Below are 17,223 nucleotides of genomic sequence, written 5' to 3' on the forward strand. Positions count from 1 at the left end.
ACTCTGGGTGCGCCGGAACACCGCCCCGCCGGCGGCAGCTCCGCGACCGCGGGCGAGCCCCCGAAAGCCCGCGGTATCCGTCCCGGTATGGGCCACGTCATCCGCCAACTCGGCCCCGGGGCACGCCCGCAGCGCGCAGTTGGTTCCCGGTGGCACAGATCACAGCGATCACGATGCCGCCCAGCAGGAAGCCGTACGAGCCGAGCCCCGGCCCGAACAGGAAATCGCCCTCCGGACGCACGTCGCTCAACAGCAGGAACACCGTCACCAGCCAAGCGGCGCCGGGCACCAGCACCCCGCCCGCCGTGCCGGTGGCCCGCGCGCCCCCGTAGAAGAGGCCGACGAGACCGGCCAGGGCCAGCAGCAACCCGCCCGGGAACCAGGCCGCTTGGAGCAGCGTGCCGGCCAACGCGACGAGCACGGCCACGACCAACAGCAGGACGTACAGGCCCACCCGGCCCGGCGTCAGCGGTGCGCCGGCCGCCGGATGGCCCGTCGGCGGCGCGGGGGCGCCGCCGCGCGGGGCGGCCGTGCCGCTGCCGGACGCCCGCGTCCGCCGTCCGCCGTCCGCATCGGCGCCGTTGTTGCGGGCACCGCCCTTGCCGGTGGCCCCGCCACCCTTGGACGTGGTCATTCCGCCGCCTCCTCACTGCGGGTCCGCGGCCGCGCACCCGTCGACGTGGCCGACTCCCCGATGCCGGCGAAGAGATCGTCCTCGCGTCCCGCCCCGACCGGGGCGAGCGTCCCGTGCACCAGCCGGTAGTGCTCGGCGGCGAACAGGGGCTGCCCGAGGTCGTTGGAGAGCGCGAAGAACGCGCCGTCGACCGCGACCTGCGTCACGTGTGCGCGCATCGCCGCGGTCTTCGCGTCCGCGTACCCGCCCGGGCCGGTGATCGTCGAGGTGACCGCGTCGTCCGGAACCACGCCCGGTACGTCGTCCACCGCGGCGACCCCGGCGAAGCCGTGGCCGGCCGCGTGCAGCGCAGCGAGGCCCGCCTCGACCTCCGAGCGGGGGTTGCAGTTCCAGTAAATCTTTTCGATCGCATACGCGCTGCCGAGGTCCGGGCGGAAGTCCGCCCGTGCGGCCAGCTCCGCGGCCCGTACGGCGACCCGGTGGGCCTGGATGTGGTCGGGGTGGCCGTATCCGCCATTCGGGTCATAGGTGACGAGCACCTGGGGGCGGACCTCGCGGATGACGGCCACCAGGTGGGCCGCCGCGTCGTCCACGGGCGCCTGCCAGAAGCAGTCCGGCCGGTCGTTCTGCGGCGCGCCCATCATCCCGGAGTCCCGGTAGCGGCCGGGGCCGCCGAGGAAGCGGTGGTCACCGACCCCGAGGGCGGCCATCGCCGCGGCCAGCTCGTGGACGCGGTGCGGGCCCAGGGCGTCGTCGCGGTCGGGCGTCAGGTGGGCGAGCGCGGGCGGGATGACCTCGCCCTCCTCGCCAAGGGTGCAGGTCACCAGGGTGACCAGCGCGCCTTCGGCCGCGTACTTCGCCATGGTGGCGCCGTTGTTGATCGACTCGTCGTCCGGGTGCGCGTGCACCAGGAGGAGACGGCGGGCGGGGAGGTCACTGCGCCGCGCAGCACCTCCGCCCGCGGGGGCCGGGACAGGGTGGGACGTCATGCAGACAGCCTACGAGCCGTCCACCGTGCCCTCCGCGGCCGCTCGACGGCCAGCGCCCGGGCGCCCCGCGGGAGCGCGGGGCGGGGGCGGCTCGGGCCGACCGGGGTGCGGCCGAACGCTCAGAACTTGATGCCGCCGAGCATCCCCGCGACGTTGGTCGTCAGGGTCTTGATCGTCGGGGCGATGGACGAGCTGGCCAGATAGAAGCCCAGCAGCATGCAGACAAAGGCATGCACCGCCTTCAGCCCGGACTTCCTGATCAGCAAGAAGACGATGATCGCCAGCAGCACCACCGCCGAAATCGAGAGTGCCACGGCGGCTCACCTCCAAGTACTCACGGTCCGGACAGAGTTGACGGTACGTGAGTCAACGCATCGACGCCACGTACCCGGGTATGCCAAGGGCTCTTTACCCCGTACCCGCTACGCGCAAGGGATCATAACTTTCCGTCCGCGCGCATAAGTCGGTGCACCGGAGCACGGTGGGGGCGCACGCCGTTTTCCACAGCCCCGCGCCGGCCGGGCGCCGTCGCCGTAGGCTCGGCGGCATGACCGGACAGCTGCCCTTCCCGCGGCACAACGCGCGCACCCAGCGCTTCACGCTCGGCACCCCGCGCGACTTCGCCCTCGCCCCCGACGGCACCCGCGTCGTCTTCCTCCGATCCCGTACCGGCACCGACCGCAGCCAACAGCTCTGGGTCCTGGACCTCGACGGCGGAGCGGAGTTCGCCGCCGCGGACCCGCAGGCGCTGTTGGCCGGGGCGGACGAGCAGCTCTCCCCGCAGGAGCGGGCCCGCCGCGAGCGCAGCCGGGAGGGATCGGCGGGCATCGTCGGCTACGCGGTGGACGCCGCCGTGGAGTTGGCCGCCTTCGCCCTGTCGGGCCGGCTGTTCGTCTCGGAGCTGCGCGCCGGAACCACCCGCGAACTCCCGGCGGCGGGGCCGGTGGTGGATCCCCGTCCCGCCCCCGACGGTCGGCACGTGGCCTACGTGGCCGACGGCGCGCTGCGCCTCGTCGCGGCGGACGGCGACGGCACCGCGGGCGCGGACCGGGTACTGGCGGAGCCGGACGGGCCCGGCGTCACCTGGGGGCTGGCCGAGTTCATCGCGGCCGAGGAGATGGGGCGCCACCGGGGCTTCTGGTGGTCGCCGGAGAGCGACCGGGTGCTGGCCGCCCGGGTCGACGACGCGCCGGTGACCCGCTGGTGGATCGCCGACCCCGCGCACCCCGACCGGGAGCCCGCGCAGGTGCCGTACCCGGTGGCCGGCAGCGCCAACGCCGACGTCAGCCTGGCGTTCTTCGGGCTGGACGGCTCCCGGACGGACGTCCGCTGGGACACCGTGCGCTACCCCTATCTGGCCCGCGTCCACTGGTCGGCGGCCGGCCCGCCGCTCCTTCTGGTCCAGACCCGGGACCAGCGCGCCCAGCGCTATCTGAAGGTCGATCCGCAGACCGGGGCGACCACCCTGGTGCACGAGGACCAGGACGAGGTCTGGGTCGAGCCGTACCCCGGCGCGCCGGCGTGGACGCCGGACGGGCGGCTGGTGCGGATCGCCGACGAGGGCGGCGCCCGCAAGCTGTTCGTCGGCGACCGGCCGCTGACCGGGCAGCCGCTGCACGTCCGGGCCGTGTTGGACATCGGCGAGGACGACGTCCTGTTCTCTGCCAGCGGCGCGGACATGCACGACATCGGGGTGTACCGGGCGTGGTTCCGCGGCAGCGGCGACCAGGGCGGCTGGGAGCGGGTCGGCGAGCAGCCGTACCCGACGGTCTCCTCGGCGGTGCGCGGCGGGGCGCTGACGGTCCTGACCCAGGCGTCGCTGGAGCGGCCGGGCGCCCGCTCGGAAGTCGTGCGGCTGGATCCGGACGGCGGCGAGAAGGTGGTGGCGGTCATCGGCTCGCACGCCGAGACGCCGGGTCTCACCGCTCGGCCGCGGCTGGTGCTCGCCGGCGAGCGCCGGATCCCGTGCGCGGTGCTGCTGCCGACCGGATACGCGGAGGGCGACGGCCCGCTGCCGGTACTGCTCGACCCCTACGGCGGTCCGCACGGCCAACGCGTGGTCGCCGCGCACAACGCGTACCTGACCTCCCAGTGGTTCGCCGATCAGGGCTTCGCGGTGGTGGTGGCGGACGGCCGGGGCACCCCGGGCCGCTCGCCCGCCTGGGAGAAGGCGGTCTCCCGACAGCTCGGGCCGGTGGCGCTGGAGGACCAGGTGCACGCCCTGGAGGCGCTGGCCGACTCCTTCCCCCTGGACCTGGGCCGGGTGGCGATCCGCGGGTGGTCGTTCGGCGGCTACCTCGCGGGGATGGCCGCGCTGCGCCGGCCGGACGTCTTCCACGCCGCGGTGGTGGGCGCGCCGGTGACCGATCTGCGGCTGTACGACACCCACTACCAGGAGCGGTACCTCGGCCACCCCGACGAGGAGCCGGCGGTCTACGCCAGCAACTCCCTGGTGACGGACGAGGGACTGTCCCAGGCGGTGGAACCGCACCGCCCGATGCTGATCGTGCACGGGCTGGCCGACGACAACGTGGTGGTGGCGCACTCCCTGCGGCTCTCCTCCGCGTTGCTGGCCGCGGGCCGGCCGCACGAGGTGCTGCCGCTCTCGGGCGTGACGCATATGGCGTCGCAGGAGCAGGTGGCGGAGAACCTGCTGCTGCTCCAAGTGGACTTCCTCAAGCGGTCCCTGGGCCTTCGCTGAGGACCACCGGGCGCCGTCCGCCGGCTCGCCGGCCGGCGGGGGCGTCCGGCCCACACCTGGCGGACCCGCGGCACGCAGGACACGGGCGTCCGGCGAGGCCGGTCACCGGTGCGTCCGCCGGACCGACTTGGGCCGTCGCGGCGTGCGCGCCCTGGCAGCGGAGCAACGCCTCCTGCGGGCGACGTCCACGGGGGCGCGGGTGCACCCCACCGGCCACGGCGGGTTCTCGGCGGTCGCCGTCGGGCGCGGCAGCGCCCCGCATGCCGTCGATTACCGCGCGCCGCTCGACCACGTCAGCGGTGCCGCGCACGCCCCACGTAAGACGGCGTGACCGCAGTGTGGACGCGAGCGGCGGACCCGCACCCATTCCCGTCCGCGTCGCGGCCCGACCTCGCGCACCGCACCCCCGCATTCGTGAACGCACTGCCGCAGGTCTACACCAATCTCGCCCTCCGGACAACAGACACCGGGGAAGCGGAACGCCAAACACCCACAAAACGGCGGTCGACCGGGGTGCCACTGCCCTCCCCGGTCGACCTACGGCACCCGCACGGCCGTACGGTGTTCAGCATGGCGCGTCCGTATATCGGTGATGCGACAGGCAAGTTGCCTTCACGTTAAAGCGTTTGGTGCGGTTTTGTCCCTCATGCCGCACATGACAACCCGGTGTCAAGCACGCCTTGGCGACGATCTGCGCAATCTTCGCTCAAGAAGCGGACGACCTGTGCACAAGCACACCTCATACCCTTGACTCGGCCGTAAATCACTTGCGAAAGTCGCGCTCATCCAGCGGTGCGACGGGTGCCGCTTCACGTTCCAAGAGAACTCGGCGCGGGGGCACTTCGCGATGACTAGTCCATCCCAGACCGCGACAGACAAGTCCGATACCCCGGGGCTTGCGTCCAAGGGTCTGAAGAAGGAGAAGAAGGGCAAGGGCGGTGAGCTCGTCGGCCGTTCCCCCGGGCAGTTGATGTGGGCGCGCTTCAAGCGCGACCGCACCGGCATGATCTGCGGGATCGTCGTGCTCGCCTTCTTCGTCATCGCGGCCCTGGCCCCGGTGATCGCCTCGCTGTACGGAAAGAACCCCTACACGCTGTACGGGAGCGACGACCCCAACCTGCTGGACGAGTTCGGTTATCCCATGGGAGCCAACGGCGGCATCTCCGGGAACTTCTGGTTCGGCATCGAACCGTCGCTGGGCCGAGACCTCTTCACCCAGCTGCTGTACGGCATGCGGACCTCGCTCGGCATCTCCGTGGCCGTCACCATCCTGGTGGTCATCACCGGCACCATCCTCGGCGTGACCGCGGGGTACCTCGGCGGCCGCACCGACTACTGGCTCGGCCGGGTGATCGACTTCCTGCTCGCCTTCCCCAGCCAGCTGACGTTCGTGGCGTTCATGCCCGTGGTGGTGGCCCTCTTCGTCCCGCCGGGCGACGAGACGCCGACCTACATCCGGGTGATCGCGCTGATCCTCGTGCAGTGGGCGCTCGGCTGGATGGGCCTGGCCCGACTTCTGCGCGGCCAGGTGCTGTCCCTGCGCGAGCGGGAGTTCGTCGAGGCGGCGAAGATCACCGGCGCCTCCCCCTGGCGGATCATCACCAAGGAGCTGCTGCCGAACGTGGTGACTCCGATCCTCGTGCAAAGCACCTACATGCTCCCGCTGTTCGTGACGGCGGAGGCCGGCCTGTCCTTCCTGGGCGTCGGCATCATGGAGCCGACTCCGGACTGGGGGCGGCTGTTCCACACGGCCGGCATGGTGTACGAGAACGACCCGACCTTCTTGCTCTTCCCCGGCGCCGCGATGGTGATCTTCGTGCTCTGCTTCAACCTGCTCGGAGACTCGGTCCGGGACGCCTTCGACCCCAAGTCCGGTCGCTGATCGTCCACTTGACGGGGGCAGCTGTCGCCCCCGCGCCGGTCGCGCACCGGATGCGTCAGACAGCACATCTGGGACAACGACTGACAGGCAGGTGCTTGGATCCTCATGAACGCACTCACTACGCGTAGAGCCCGTGCGGTACTCGTGGCCATGGCGGCCGGTTCGCTCGCCCTCACCGGGTGCAGCAGCGGCGGCAGCACGGGCAAGGACACGTCGCAGACCGACAAGGACGCCGCGGCGCAGGCCAAGGCCGTGCCGCTGGGCAACGCCGCCCAGTCCACCGGTCCGGCGGCCCCGGTCGCGGGTGCGAAGCCCGGCGGCACCGTCACCGTCTACCAGCGGGACAGCTACAACCACCTGGACCCGGCCCAGATGTACGTCAGCGACATGGGCGACCTGTCGAAGCTGATCTTCCGTGGCCTGACCACCTTCAAGCAGGACGACAAGGGCAACAAGACGGTCGTCGGCGACCTCGCCACCGACGCGGGCAAGATGTCCGACGGCGGCAAGACCTGGACGTACACGCTCAAGGACGGCATCAAGTTCGAGGACGGCAAGCCGATCACCTCGAAGGACATCCGGCACACCTTCGAGCGCCAGTACGCCAAGTTCATCACCGAGGGTCCGACCTACGTCCAGCAGTGGCTCTCGGGCGACGGCACGACCTACCGCAAGGCGCTGCCGGACGGTCCGTACAAGGGCGACCACCTGCCGAAGTCCGTCCTGGACACCCCGGACGACCACACCGTCGTCTTCCACTTCCAAAAGCCGCAGACCCAGCTGCCCTACGCGCTGACGATGGCGGGCTACAGCGTCGTCCCGGACAGCGACAAGGACACCAAGGACAAGTACGACATCGCGCCGGTCTGCTCCGGCCCGTACAAGATCGCGGACTTCAAGGCCGGCAAGTCCATGTCGTTGGTGAAGAACCCCAACTGGGACGCCAAGACCGACCCGATGCGCCACCAGTACGTCGACGGCTTCAGCATCACCTTCAACCACCAGGCGTCCGACTCCACCAAGCGGCTGATGGCCGACAAGGGCGTGGACCAGACCGCGATCAGCTTCACCAACTCCGTGGAGCCGACGCTGACCAAGCAGGTGCTGGACGACCCCAGCGCCAGCAAGCGCCTGGTCCAGGGCTACCAGCCCTACGTCTGGCAGATGAACATGAACATGGACCGCATCAAGGACAAGAAGATCCGCGATGCGATCACCTACGCGATGCCCAACAGCCAGATCGTCCGGATCAACGGCGGCAGCTACGGCGGTGAGATCGCCGGCGGGCTGCTGGCCCCGACCGTCGCGGGCTACAAGAAGGGCTACGACCCCTACGGCAAGCTCTCCAAGCCCAACGGCGACCCGGAGAAGGCCAAGCAGCTCCTGAAGGAGGCCGGCAAGTCGGGCATGAAGCTCGTCTACGCCTACTCCAACACCGAGATCCGGCAGAAGGAAGCCGTCGCGATCGCCGACGCGCTCGGCAAGGCCGGCTTCAACGTGCAGAAGAAGGAGGTCGACGCGGGCTCCTGGTACCAGCAGATGGGCAAGGTCGACAACGGCTTCGACATCTACATGACCGGCTGGGGCCAGGACTGGCCGGACGCCTCCACCGTGATCCCGCCGTCCTACGACGGCCGGCAGATCCAGGACGGTGCGGCCAACTACTCGCACGTCCGTGACCCGCACATCAGCAGCGAGATCGACCGCATCAAGAAGATCACGGACATCACGCAGCAGACCGCCGAGTGGGAGAAGCTCCACGAGTACATCGTGGAGAAGGTCAACCCGGCCGCTCCGGTGTTCTACACCAAGATGCTCCAGCTGTACGGCTCGAAGATCGGTGGCGCCCGCTACAACACGGACGTCAACTACATCGACCCGACCACGCTGTTCATCAAGAAGTAAGCACCGTGCGAAGGCATTCCGGAGGGCGCGCACGGCGGGGCGCGCCTCCGGATGCCTTTCCGCCACCCCTCACCCCACTGCAGCCGCCGTCCTGAGAGCAGCGAATTGCCATGCTTCCCTTCCTACTTCGCCGGACGTTCGGCGCGGTCGTCACCCTCATCCTGCTGAGCGCGGTCACCTTCTTCGTCTTCTTCTCCGTGGGCGACCCCGCGATGATGGCCTGCGGAAAGAACTGCACCGCGGACAACATCGCCCTGATCCACCAGAACCTGGGCCTCGACAAGCCCCTTCCGACGCAGTACTGGGACTTCCTGGTCGGCGTCTTCGCCGGGCGTGACTTCACCCTCGGTCACTGCAGCGCCCCCTGCTTCGGCTACTCCTTCGCCACCAAGCAGGACGTCTGGTCGACGATGATGGACCGGCTGCCGACCACCGCCTCGCTGGCCATCGGCGGCGCCGTGGTGTTCCTGGTGATCGGCCTGGGCGCCGGTCTGCTGGCCGCCTGGAAGCGCGGCACGGTGCTGGACAAGACGGTCACCGGCGCGTCGATGATCCTCAGCTCGGTGCAGATCTACATCCTCGGCCCGGTCGTGCTGGGCATCTTCGTCTACAGCGGCTTCATGGCGGCGCCCAAGTACGTCAACCTCACCAGCAGCCCGGCCGGTTGGTTCATGGGCCTGCTGATCCCGTGGCTGGTGATGTCGACGATCTTCACCGCGCAGTACACCCGTATGTCGCGCTCGACGATGATCGAACAGCTCCAGGAGGAGCACGTCCGCACCGCCAAGGCCAAGGGCATGCCGGCGCGTTACGTCTTCCTGCGGTACGCGTGGCGCGGTTCGCTGATCCCGATCGTCACCATCCTCGGCATGGACCTGGGGTCGCTGTTCGGCGGCGCGATGATCACCGAGTTCACCTTCCAGCTCGCCGGGCTGGGTCGGTTGGCGATCGACTCCGTGACCACCCTCGACCTGCCCATGGTGCTGGGCGTGCTGGTCTTCAGCGCGGCCCTGATCCTGGTGTTCAACATCATCGTGGATGCGGCGTACGCGTTCATCGACCCGCGCGTGCGCCTGTCCTAGGAGAGCCTGACGTGACCACACCCACCAAGACCGAGGAGAAGCCGGTCCCGCACGGATCCGGTGCCGATTCCTTCCTCTCCGTCCGCGACCTGCACGTCCGCTTCTCCACCGAGGACGGCATCGTCAAGGCGGTCGACGGCCTCTCCTTCGACCTGGAACGCGGCAAGACGCTCGGCATCGTCGGCGAGTCGGGCTCCGGCAAGTCCGTCACCAACCTCGCCGTGCTGGGGCTGCACAACCCCAAGGCCACGGAGATCACCGGTGAGATCCACCTGGACGGCCAGGAGCTGACCGGCGCCAAGGAGAAGACCCTGGAGAAGCTCCGGGGCAACAAGATGGCGATGATCTTCCAGGACGCGCTGACCGCCCTGTCGCCGTACTACACCGTCGGCCGGCAGATCGCCGAGCCGTTCATGAAGCACACCGGCGCCAACAAGCGCGAGGGCCGGCAGCGGGCCATCGAGATGCTGACCAAGGTCGGCATCCCCCAGCCCAGCCTGCGGGTGGACGACTACCCGCACCAGTTCTCCGGCGGCATGCGCCAGCGCGCGATGATCGCCATGGCGCTGGTCTGCAACCCGCAGCTGCTGATCGCCGACGAGCCGACCACCGCCCTGGACGTCACCGTCCAGGCGCAGATCCTGGACCTCCTCAAGGACCTCCAGCAGGAGTTCGGCTCCGCGATCATCCTGATCACCCACGACCTGGGCGTGGTCGCCAACACCGCCGACGACCTGCTGGTGATGTACGCCGGCCGGGCCGTCGAGCGCGGTACGGTCCGGGAGATCCTCACCGAGCCCCGGCACCCGTACACCTGGGGCCTGCTCAGCTCGATGCCGCGGCTCTCCTCGGACGTCAACGAGGAGCTGCACCCGATCCCGGGCTCCCCGCCGAGCCTGCTCAACCCGCCGTCGGGCTGCGCCTTCCACCCGCGCTGCGCCTTCACCGCGGAGGTCGACGGCGGCCGTTGCACCGGCGAGCGCCCGCCGCTGGCACCGGGCCGGGCCGCCGCCTGCCACCTGAGCGCCGAGCAGAAGCAGACCTTCTTCACCGAGCAGATCAAGCCCCGGCTGGGCTAGGGAGCGACCACCATGGCCAAGAACGACACCCTCCCCGCGCCCCGAGCCGCCGCGCCCTCCCAGGGCGAGCCCCTGCTCAGCGCCGAGGGACTGACCAAGCACTTCCCGATCTACGGCGGCTTCCCGTTCAAACGGAAGGTCGGGGCCGTCCAAGCGGTCGACGGCGTGGACCTGACCGTCCACGCCGGCGAAAGCTTCGGCCTGGTCGGCGAGTCCGGCTGCGGCAAGTCGACCACCGGCCGGCTGCTGACCCGGCTGATGGAGCCCACCGCCGGCAAGATCACCTACGCCGGCCAGGAGATCACGCACGCCAACCGCAAGCAGCTGGCGCCGATCCGCTCCGAGATCCAGATGATCTTCCAGGATCCGTACGCCTCGCTGAACCCGCGGCAGACGGTCGGCAGCATCATCAACGGCCCGATGGAGATCAACGGGATCAACCCGGCCGGCGGCCGGGAGAAGAAGATCCGCGAACTCCTGGAGACCGTGGGGCTCAACCCCGAGCACTACAACCGCTTCCCGCACGAGTTCTCCGGCGGCCAGCGGCAGCGCATCGGGGTGGCCCGCGCGCTCTCCCTCAACCCGAAGCTGATCATCGCCGACGAGCCGGTCTCCGCGCTGGACGTCTCCATCCAGGCGCAGGTGGTCAACCTGCTCCAGGACCTCCAGCGCGAAATGGGCATCGCGTTCGTCTTCATCGCCCACGACCTGGCGGTCGTGCGGCACTTCAGCGAGCGGGTCGCGGTGATGTACCTCGGCAAGATCGTCGAGGTGGGCACCCGGGACGAGATCTACAACCGGCCGCGCCACCCGTACACCCACGCCCTGCTGTCGGCCGTTCCCGAGCCGAAGCTGTCGGAGGACGGCGACGAGGAGCGCCAGCGGATCCGGCTCGCCGGTGACGTCCCCTCCCCCGTCAACCCGCCGTCCGGCTGCCGCTTCCGCACCCGCTGCTGGAAGGCGCAGGAGAAGTGCGCGACGGACGAGCCGCCGCTGGTCCAGATCTCCGGGAACGGCGACGGCCACCTGACCGCCTGCCACTTCCCCGAGGACCCGACGACCGCGGCCCGCGGCGAGGACATCGTCCTGGACCCGGCACTGGCCGCGATCGAGGAGAACGCCGACGAGGACGGTGCGGCGCAGGGCTGAGCCGCCCCGCCCCGCGCACGGCCGGAGCCCGCTTCCCCCCGGGGAGGCGGGCTCCGGCGCGTTCCCTACTCGCTGGGCACCACCCGCCGCTCCTCGGCGAAGTGGCAGGCCGAGGCGTGCCGGGCCGGGCCCGCGGCGTCGTGGAACGCCGCCGGGACCGCCAGCGGGGGCTCGACCCGGGCACACAGCTCCTGCGCCTTCCAACAGCGGGTGCGGAAGCGGCAGCCGGACGGCGGATCGGCCGGGGAGGGGACGTCGCCGCTCAGCAGGATGCGTTCGCGGTGCGCCCGGGCGTCGGGGTCGGGCACCGGGACGGCGGAGAGCAGCGCCTGGGTGTAGGGGTGGGTGGGGTGGTCGTAGATCTCCTCGTCGGTGCCGGTCTCGACAATCTTGCCGAGGTACATCACCGCGACCCGGTCGGAGAGGTGGCGGACGACGGACAGGTCGTGCGCGATGAAGACGTAGGAGAGCCCGAACTCGTCCTGGAGCCGGGCCAGTAGGTTCACGACCTGGGCCTGCACGGAGACGTCGAGGGCGGAGACCGGCTCGTCCGCGACGATGATCTCCGGGCGCAGGGCCAGGCCGCGGGCGATCCCGATGCGCTGGCGCTGGCCGCCGGAGAACTGGTGCGGGTAGCGGTTGACGAACTCGGGGTTGAGCCCGACGACGTCGAGGAGTTCCTGGACCCGGCGCCGGCGGTCGCCCTTGGGCGCCACCTCGGGGTGGATCTCGTAGGGCTCGCCGATGATGTCGCCGACCGTCATCCGGGGGTTGAGCGAGGTGTAGGGGTCCTGGAAGACCATCTGGATGTTGCGGCGGACGGCCTTCATGGCGCGCCCGGACAGCCGGGTGAGGTCCTCGCCGCGGTAGTGGATGTGGCCGGCCGTCGGCCGCTCCAGCCCGACCAGCATCCGGGCCACCGTCGACTTGCCGCAGCCGGACTCCCCCACGATGCCCAGGGTTTCGCCCTGCCGGAGCGCGAAGGAGACCCCGTCGACCGCCTTGACCGCGCCCACCTGCTTCTTGATCAACACGCCCTGGGTGAGCGGGTAGTGCTTGACCAGGTCGCGGACTGCGAGGAGCGGTTCAGCGGGCGCCATCGAGGGTCTCCTTCCAGAAGTGGCAGGCGCTGGCCCGGTCCGGTCCGACGTCGTTCAGCGGCGGCCGGTCGGTGCGGCAGACGTCGCGGGCCAGCGGGCAGCGGGGGTGGAAGGCGCAGCCCGGCGGGACGGCGGTGAGGCTGGGCGGCAGGCCCTTGATCGCGTGCAGTTGCCGCCCCTTGTGCCCCAGCCGGGGCACGGACTCCAGCAGCCCGCGGGTGTACGGGTGGGCGGGCGCCTTGTAGAGCTGGTCGACGGGGGCGGTCTCGACGACCCGGCCCGCGTACATCACCGCGATGGTGTCGGCGACGTCGGCGACCACGCCGAGGTCGTGGGTGATCAGGATCAGGCCCATCCGGTACTCGCGGCGCAACTCCGCGAGCAGGTCCATGACCTGGGCCTGGACGGTGACGTCCAGGGCGGTGGTCGGCTCGTCCGCGATGATCAGGTCCGGTTCCAGGGCGAGCGCCATGGCGATCATGATGCGTTGGCGCATGCCGCCGGAGAACTGGTGCGGGTAGTCCCCGACCCGCGCCCGGGCCGCCGGGATGCCGACCCGCTCCATCAGGGCGACCGCCTTGTCCCGGGCGTCCTTGCGGGACGCCCCGGTGTGCACCCGGAACATCTCGCCGAGTTGGGCGCCGACGCTGAGCACCGGGTTCAGGGCGGAGAGCGCGTCCTGGAAGATCATCGCCAGCTGCGCGCCGCGGATCCTGCGGCGCTCCTCCTTGCCCAGGGTGAGCAGGTCGCGCCCCTGGAAGAGGATCCGGCCGCCGGTGACGAAGCCCGGTGGCGAGTCGAGGATGCCCATCACGGCCTGGGCGGTGACGGACTTGCCGGAGCCGGACTCGCCGAGCACCGCCAGCGTCCGGCCGGCCGCCACGCGGTAGCTGACGCCGTTGACGGCCTTGGCCACGCCGTCGCGGGTGCGGAACTCCACCCGGAGGTCCTGGACGTCGAGCAGCGGCTCGGCCGCGGGTGCGTCGCCGGTGGTCATCTGACGCCTCCTCAGCGCAGTTTGGGGTCGAGGGCGTCGCGCACCGCGTCGCCGAGCATGATGAACGCGAGCACCGTGATGCTCAGCGCGCCCGCGGGCCAGAGCAGCATGTGGGGCGCGTTGCGGATGTGGGTGGAGGCGGCGGAGATGTCGATGCCCCAGGAGACGGTGGGCGGTTTCAGGCCCGCGCCGAGGTAGGACAGGGTGGCCTCCAGGGCGATGTAGGTGCCCAGGGCGATGGTGGCGACGACGATGACCGGGGCGACGGCGTTGGGCGCGATGTGCCGCAGCAGCATCCGCCCGTTGCCCGCGCCCAGCGCCCGGGCGGCCTGCACGTAGTCGTTCTGCTTGGCGGTGACGACCGAGCCGCGGGCGATCCGGGCGATCTGCGGCCAGCCGAGCAGCACGATGAAGCCGACCACCGGCCAGACAGTGGTGCTGGTGACCACGGACAGGAAGACCAGCCCGCCGAGCAGCACCGGGATGCCGAAGAAGACGTCGGCGAGGCGCGAGAGCAGGGTGTCCCACCAGCCGCCGAAGAAGCCGGCCAGGCCGCCGAGCAGGCTGCCCAGGAGGGCGACGCCGGCGGTGGCGCAGGTGCCGACGGTGATGGAGGCGCGGGCGCCGTAGACGACCCGGGTGTAGACGTCGCGGCCCTGGGTGTCGTAGCCGAAGGGGTGGCCGGGCGCGGCGCCCTGCTGGGCCTTGGACAGGTCGGCGCGGTACGGGTTGCCGGTGGCGATCAGCTGCGGCCAGATGGCGATGACCACCAGGAAGACGATGACCAGCGCGGAAACCACGAAGACCGGGTTGCGGCGCAGGTCGTGCCAGGCGTCGCTCCACAGGCTGCGGGGCTTGCCGGTGGGTTCGCCGCCGGGGGGCGGGGGCCCGGCGCCGGGGGCGCGGGCCAGGGACTCGGCCTCGCCGATGGCGAGCGCGGCGGTGCCGCCGTCGCCGTGGCCGATGGCTTCCTGGGGGACGTGCGGCTCAGGCATAGCGGATCCTCGGGTCGAGGACGGCGTACAGCAGGTCGACCAGCAGGTTGGCGATCAGGAACACCAGCACCAGGATCGTCACGAAGCCCACCACGGTCGGCGAGTTCTGCCGGAGGATGCCCTGGTAGAGCTGGTATCCGACGCCGTGGATGTTGAAGATCCGCTCGGTGACGATGGCGCCGCCCATCAGCGCGCCGATGTCGGTGCCGATGAAGGTGACCACCGGGATCAGGGAGTTGCGCAGCAGGTGGCGGGTGATGACCCGGTGCCGGGGCAGCCCCTTGGCGACGGCGGTGCGGACGTAGTCGGCGCGGGCGTTCTCGGCGATCGAGGTCCGGGTCAGCCGGGTGACGTAGGCGAGCGAGACCAGCGCCAACACCAGCCCGGGCAGCAGCAGTTGTCCCAGGGGCGCCTCGATGGCGACGGTCGGCGCGGCCCATTCCCACTTCACGCCGAACACGAACTGGAGCAGGTAGCCGCTGACGAAGGTCGGTACGGAGACCACGACGAGGGTCAGGACCAGCACGGTGGTGTCGATGCTCCGGCCGCGCCGCAGTCCGCTGAACACCCCCAGCGCGACACCCACCACCGTCTCGATGACGATCGCGACGATGGTGAGCCGGAGGGTGACGGGGAAGGCCGTGCCCATCAGCTCGGTGACCGGCTGCCCGTTGAAGGCGGTGCCGAAGTTGCCCTGGAAGATCTGGCCCATGTAGTGCGGGTACTGCTTCCACAGCGGCTGGTCGAGGTAGAGGTCGTGGCGGATCTGCGCCGCGGTGGCGGGGTCCGGCGCCCGGTCGCCGAACATCGCGGCGACCGGATCGCCCAGTGCGTAGACCATGAGGAAGATCAGGAAGGTGCTGCCGATGAACACCGGGATCATCTGGAGCAACCGCCGGATCACATAACGTCCCATGCGCGCTCGCCTCCGCGGTCAGCCGACGGTGATCTCGTTGTAGACCGGAACGCTGAACGGATTGAGCCGCACGTTGCTGATCCGGTCCGAATAGCCGCCGCTGCCGTTCTGGTACCAGAGCGGAATGGACGGCATTTCGCGGGCGAGGATCCGCTCCGCGTCCTGGAACTTCGCCACCGCTTTCCGGGTGTCCGGGGCGGCGTTGGCCTGGTTGACGAGTGTGTCGAATTCGGGGTTGCTGAACTTCCCGTCGTTGGAGGAGGCGTTGGTGAAATAGAGCGGCTGGAGGAAGTTCTGGATCAGCGGGTAGTCCATCTGCCAGCCGGCCCGGAAGGGGCCGGTCAGCTGCCGGGCGCTGATCTGGTTGCGGAAGTCCGCGAAGGTGCCGACCGGATTGCCCACGCACGCCTTGTCGTTCCCCAGCGTCTTGTTGATGCTGTTGCAGACCGCGTCGACCCAGTCCTTGTGCGAGCCGGTGTCGGCGTTGTACGTGATCGTCATCCGGCCGCCGGGGAGTCCGCCGCCGTCCTTGACGAGCTGGCGGGCCTTCGCCGGGTCGAAGACGCAGGCGTCGCCGCAGAGCCCCTCCTTGAAGCCGCCCTTCTCCCCCAGGACCGGCGAGGTCCAGTCGGTGGCCGGGGTGCGGGTGTGCTGGAAGATCTCCTTGGTGATCTGCTCCCGGTCGATCGCCATCGACAGGCCGCGCCGCACCCGCTCCATCCCGGGCTTGCCCCAGTGCGCGTCGTACATCGGGAAGGTGAGGGTCTGGATGATGCCGGCCGGCTGGTTGAGGTAGCGGTCGCCGAGGTCGGAGCGGACGTTCTTCAGCTGGGAGGCCGGGATGTCGTCGACCAGGTCGAGGTTGCCGGCCTGCAGGTCGGTGTAGGCGGTCTCGCTGTCGGTGTAGACGCGCAGGTCGATCCCGCCGTTCTGGGCCGGGTCGGGACCGGGGTACCGCTTCCACTTCCGCATCTTCAGCACGCTGCCCTTGGTGTAGGAATCCACCAGGTACGGGCCGTTGCCGACGGGTTGCTTCAGCCAGCCGGCGTGGTCGCGGAAGAACGCCTGGGGCAGCGGCATGAACGCCGAATAGCCCAGGGTGTTCGGCCAGCTGGAGAACTTCTGGTTCAGCGTGACGTCGAAGGTGTGGTCATCCTTCACCGTCAGTCCGGAGAGGGTCTTCGCGGTGGGCTTCCCGTTGTCCGGGTGCACCTTGTCGAAGCCGTCGATGTATTGGAAGAAGGGCGCGTTCTTCTGTTTGTTGTCCAGCAGCGCCCCGTAATTCCAGGCGTCCACGAAGGACTTGGCGGTGACCTTCTCGCCGTTGCTGAAGCTCCAGCCGCGCTTGAGCGTCACCGTGTAGTGCTGGGCGTCCGTGGTCTCGATCTTCTCGGCCAGGACGTTCTTGGCCGCGCCGGTCCGGGGGTCGTAGCGCTTGAGGCCGCGCAGCAGCATCTCCAGGACCTTGCCGCCCTGCACCTCGTTGGTGTTGGCCGGCTCCAGCGGATTCTGCGGGTCCCCCCAGGAGGCGCTGACGACGGCGGAACCGCCCGGTCCGGCCGTCCCGCCCCCGCACCCGGTGGCCACGAGGGCCAGCGCCCCCGCGCAGCCGGCCCACTTCGCGCACACCGCTGGGCGCATGGTGCCTCCTCACGCTCCGGACTCCGGGTCACACGTAGTCACGGGGACCACACGTAGCCCACATCAGAGCCCAAACGGTGACATACCGCACCCCGGCACCGGTCGCCACTGCTCCGAACCCCCGGGAAACCCCTCGGATGCCCGACGACGACC

General features: G+C 70.3%; 15 protein-coding genes. 7 read left to right on the forward strand and 8 right to left on the reverse strand.

Going from position 1 to position 17,223, the window contains the following annotated elements; translation table 11 throughout:
- Positions 1-97 precede the first annotated feature (97 nt).
- The 3 genes from ABD385_RS14310 to ABD385_RS14320 all read right to left on the reverse strand — a co-directional run bounded on the left by ABD385_RS14310 (position 98) and on the right by ABD385_RS14320 (position 1,937).
- A complete protein-coding gene (locus tag ABD385_RS14310; protein WP_344575564.1) occupies positions 98-634 on the reverse strand; it encodes a DUF6113 family protein in 537 nt (178 codons plus the stop codon).
- Entirely contained in the window at positions 631-1,623 is a 993-nt protein-coding gene (gene mshB / locus ABD385_RS14315) for an N-acetyl-1-D-myo-inositol-2-amino-2-deoxy-alpha-D-glucopyranoside deacetylase (RefSeq protein ID WP_344575565.1), read from the reverse strand. Before mshB ends, ABD385_RS14310 begins: the two co-directional genes overlap by 4 nt.
- A 119-nt stretch (positions 1,624-1,742) precedes the next feature.
- Positions 1,743-1,937: a hypothetical protein gene (locus ABD385_RS14320; RefSeq protein WP_039633087.1), complete on the reverse strand. Its 195-nt coding sequence runs from the start codon at positions 1,935-1,937 to the stop codon at positions 1,743-1,745.
- 233 nt (positions 1,938-2,170) lie between these two features.
- Between ABD385_RS14320 and ABD385_RS14325 the strand changes: the two genes are divergently transcribed.
- The 7 genes from ABD385_RS14325 (at position 2,171) to ABD385_RS14355 (ending at position 11,421) form a co-directional block, all read left to right on the forward strand.
- Positions 2,171-4,324 carry a S9 family peptidase gene (locus ABD385_RS14325; protein ID WP_344575566.1) on the forward strand — a complete coding sequence of 718 codons (2,154 nt, stop codon included), beginning with the start codon at positions 2,171-2,173 and terminating at the stop codon, positions 4,322-4,324.
- Between the two features lie 142 nt (positions 4,325-4,466).
- Positions 4,467-4,655 (forward strand): hypothetical protein, encoded by a 189-nt coding sequence (locus ABD385_RS14330; RefSeq protein WP_344575567.1) that lies wholly within the window; start codon positions 4,467-4,469, stop codon positions 4,653-4,655.
- Between the two features lie 516 nt (positions 4,656-5,171).
- Entirely contained in the window at positions 5,172-6,206 is a 1,035-nt protein-coding gene (locus ABD385_RS14335) for an ABC transporter permease (protein ID WP_344575568.1), read from the forward strand.
- A gap of 105 nt (positions 6,207-6,311) precedes the next feature.
- Entirely contained in the window at positions 6,312-8,111 is a 1,800-nt protein-coding gene (locus tag ABD385_RS14340; RefSeq protein ID WP_344575569.1) for an ABC transporter substrate-binding protein, read from the forward strand.
- 110 nt (positions 8,112-8,221) lie between these two features.
- Positions 8,222-9,193 carry an ABC transporter permease gene (locus ABD385_RS14345; RefSeq protein ID WP_344575570.1) on the forward strand — a complete coding sequence of 324 codons (972 nt, stop codon included), beginning with the start codon at positions 8,222-8,224 and terminating at the stop codon, positions 9,191-9,193.
- Positions 9,194-9,204: 11 nt separating this feature from the next.
- Positions 9,205-10,272, forward strand: a complete 1,068-nt coding sequence (locus ABD385_RS14350) for an ABC transporter ATP-binding protein (RefSeq protein WP_344575571.1) — start codon at positions 9,205-9,207, stop codon at positions 10,270-10,272.
- Between the two features lie 12 nt (positions 10,273-10,284).
- On the forward strand, positions 10,285-11,421 hold the full coding sequence (locus tag ABD385_RS14355) for an ABC transporter ATP-binding protein (RefSeq protein WP_344575572.1): 1,137 nt from the start codon (positions 10,285-10,287) through the stop codon (positions 11,419-11,421).
- A 65-nt stretch (positions 11,422-11,486) separates the two neighbouring features.
- Here the strand turns inward: ABD385_RS14355 and ABD385_RS14360 are convergent, their stop codons facing one another.
- Genes ABD385_RS14360 through ABD385_RS14380 form a run of 5 tightly spaced genes read right to left on the reverse strand, consistent with a single transcriptional unit; the run spans position 11,487 to position 17,070 of the window.
- The gene (locus ABD385_RS14360) at positions 11,487-12,521 is read right to left on the reverse strand and encodes an ABC transporter ATP-binding protein (RefSeq protein ID WP_344575573.1); all 1,035 of its coding nucleotides are present in this window, start codon (positions 12,519-12,521) and stop codon (positions 11,487-11,489) included.
- Positions 12,508-13,518 (reverse strand): ABC transporter ATP-binding protein, encoded by a 1,011-nt coding sequence (locus ABD385_RS14365; RefSeq protein WP_344575574.1) that lies wholly within the window; start codon positions 13,516-13,518, stop codon positions 12,508-12,510. Before ABD385_RS14365 ends, ABD385_RS14360 begins: the two co-directional genes overlap by 14 nt.
- 11 nt (positions 13,519-13,529) lie before the next feature.
- A complete protein-coding gene (locus ABD385_RS14370; RefSeq protein ID WP_344575575.1) occupies positions 13,530-14,513 on the reverse strand; it encodes an ABC transporter permease in 984 nt (327 codons plus the stop codon).
- Entirely contained in the window at positions 14,506-15,429 is a 924-nt protein-coding gene (locus tag ABD385_RS14375; protein WP_344575576.1) for an ABC transporter permease, read from the reverse strand. The genes ABD385_RS14370 and ABD385_RS14375 overlap by 8 nt, the downstream gene beginning before the upstream one ends.
- An 18-nt stretch (positions 15,430-15,447) precedes the next feature.
- Complete coding sequence (locus ABD385_RS14380; RefSeq protein ID WP_344575577.1) at positions 15,448-17,070, reverse strand: peptide ABC transporter substrate-binding protein; 1,623 nt, start codon at positions 17,068-17,070, stop codon at positions 15,448-15,450.
- Between the last annotated feature and the right edge of the window lie 153 nt (positions 17,071-17,223).

It is taken from the genome of Streptomyces lunalinharesii (assembly GCF_039532155.1).
In the GTDB taxonomy this organism is placed as follows: domain Bacteria; phylum Actinomycetota; class Actinomycetes; order Streptomycetales; family Streptomycetaceae; genus Streptomyces; species Streptomyces lunalinharesii.

Excerpts from the sequence above, each read along its gene's own strand:
- ABD385_RS14310 (WP_344575564.1), bottom strand. The coding sequence starts at position 634 with ATGACCACGTCCAAGGGTGGCGGGGCCACCGGCAAGGGCGGTGCCCGC.
- mshB (WP_344575565.1), bottom strand. The coding sequence starts at position 1,623 with ATGACGTCCCACCCTGTCCCGGCCCCCGCGGGCGGAGGTGCTGCGCGG.
- ABD385_RS14325 (WP_344575566.1), top strand. The coding sequence starts at position 2,171 with ATGACCGGACAGCTGCCCTTCCCGCGGCACAACGCGCGCACCCAGCGC.
- ABD385_RS14335 (WP_344575568.1), top strand. The coding sequence starts at position 5,172 with ATGACTAGTCCATCCCAGACCGCGACAGACAAGTCCGATACCCCGGGG.
- ABD385_RS14340 (WP_344575569.1), top strand. The coding sequence starts at position 6,312 with ATGAACGCACTCACTACGCGTAGAGCCCGTGCGGTACTCGTGGCCATG.
- ABD385_RS14345 (WP_344575570.1), top strand. The coding sequence starts at position 8,222 with ATGCTTCCCTTCCTACTTCGCCGGACGTTCGGCGCGGTCGTCACCCTC.
- ABD385_RS14355 (WP_344575572.1), top strand. The coding sequence starts at position 10,285 with ATGGCCAAGAACGACACCCTCCCCGCGCCCCGAGCCGCCGCGCCCTCC.
- ABD385_RS14360 (WP_344575573.1), bottom strand. The coding sequence starts at position 12,521 with ATGGCGCCCGCTGAACCGCTCCTCGCAGTCCGCGACCTGGTCAAGCAC.
- ABD385_RS14365 (WP_344575574.1), bottom strand. The coding sequence starts at position 13,518 with ATGACCACCGGCGACGCACCCGCGGCCGAGCCGCTGCTCGACGTCCAG.
- ABD385_RS14370 (WP_344575575.1), bottom strand. The coding sequence starts at position 14,513 with ATGCCTGAGCCGCACGTCCCCCAGGAAGCCATCGGCCACGGCGACGGC.
- ABD385_RS14375 (WP_344575576.1), bottom strand. The coding sequence starts at position 15,429 with ATGGGACGTTATGTGATCCGGCGGTTGCTCCAGATGATCCCGGTGTTC.
- ABD385_RS14380 (WP_344575577.1), bottom strand. The coding sequence starts at position 17,070 with ATGCGCCCAGCGGTGTGCGCGAAGTGGGCCGGCTGCGCGGGGGCGCTG.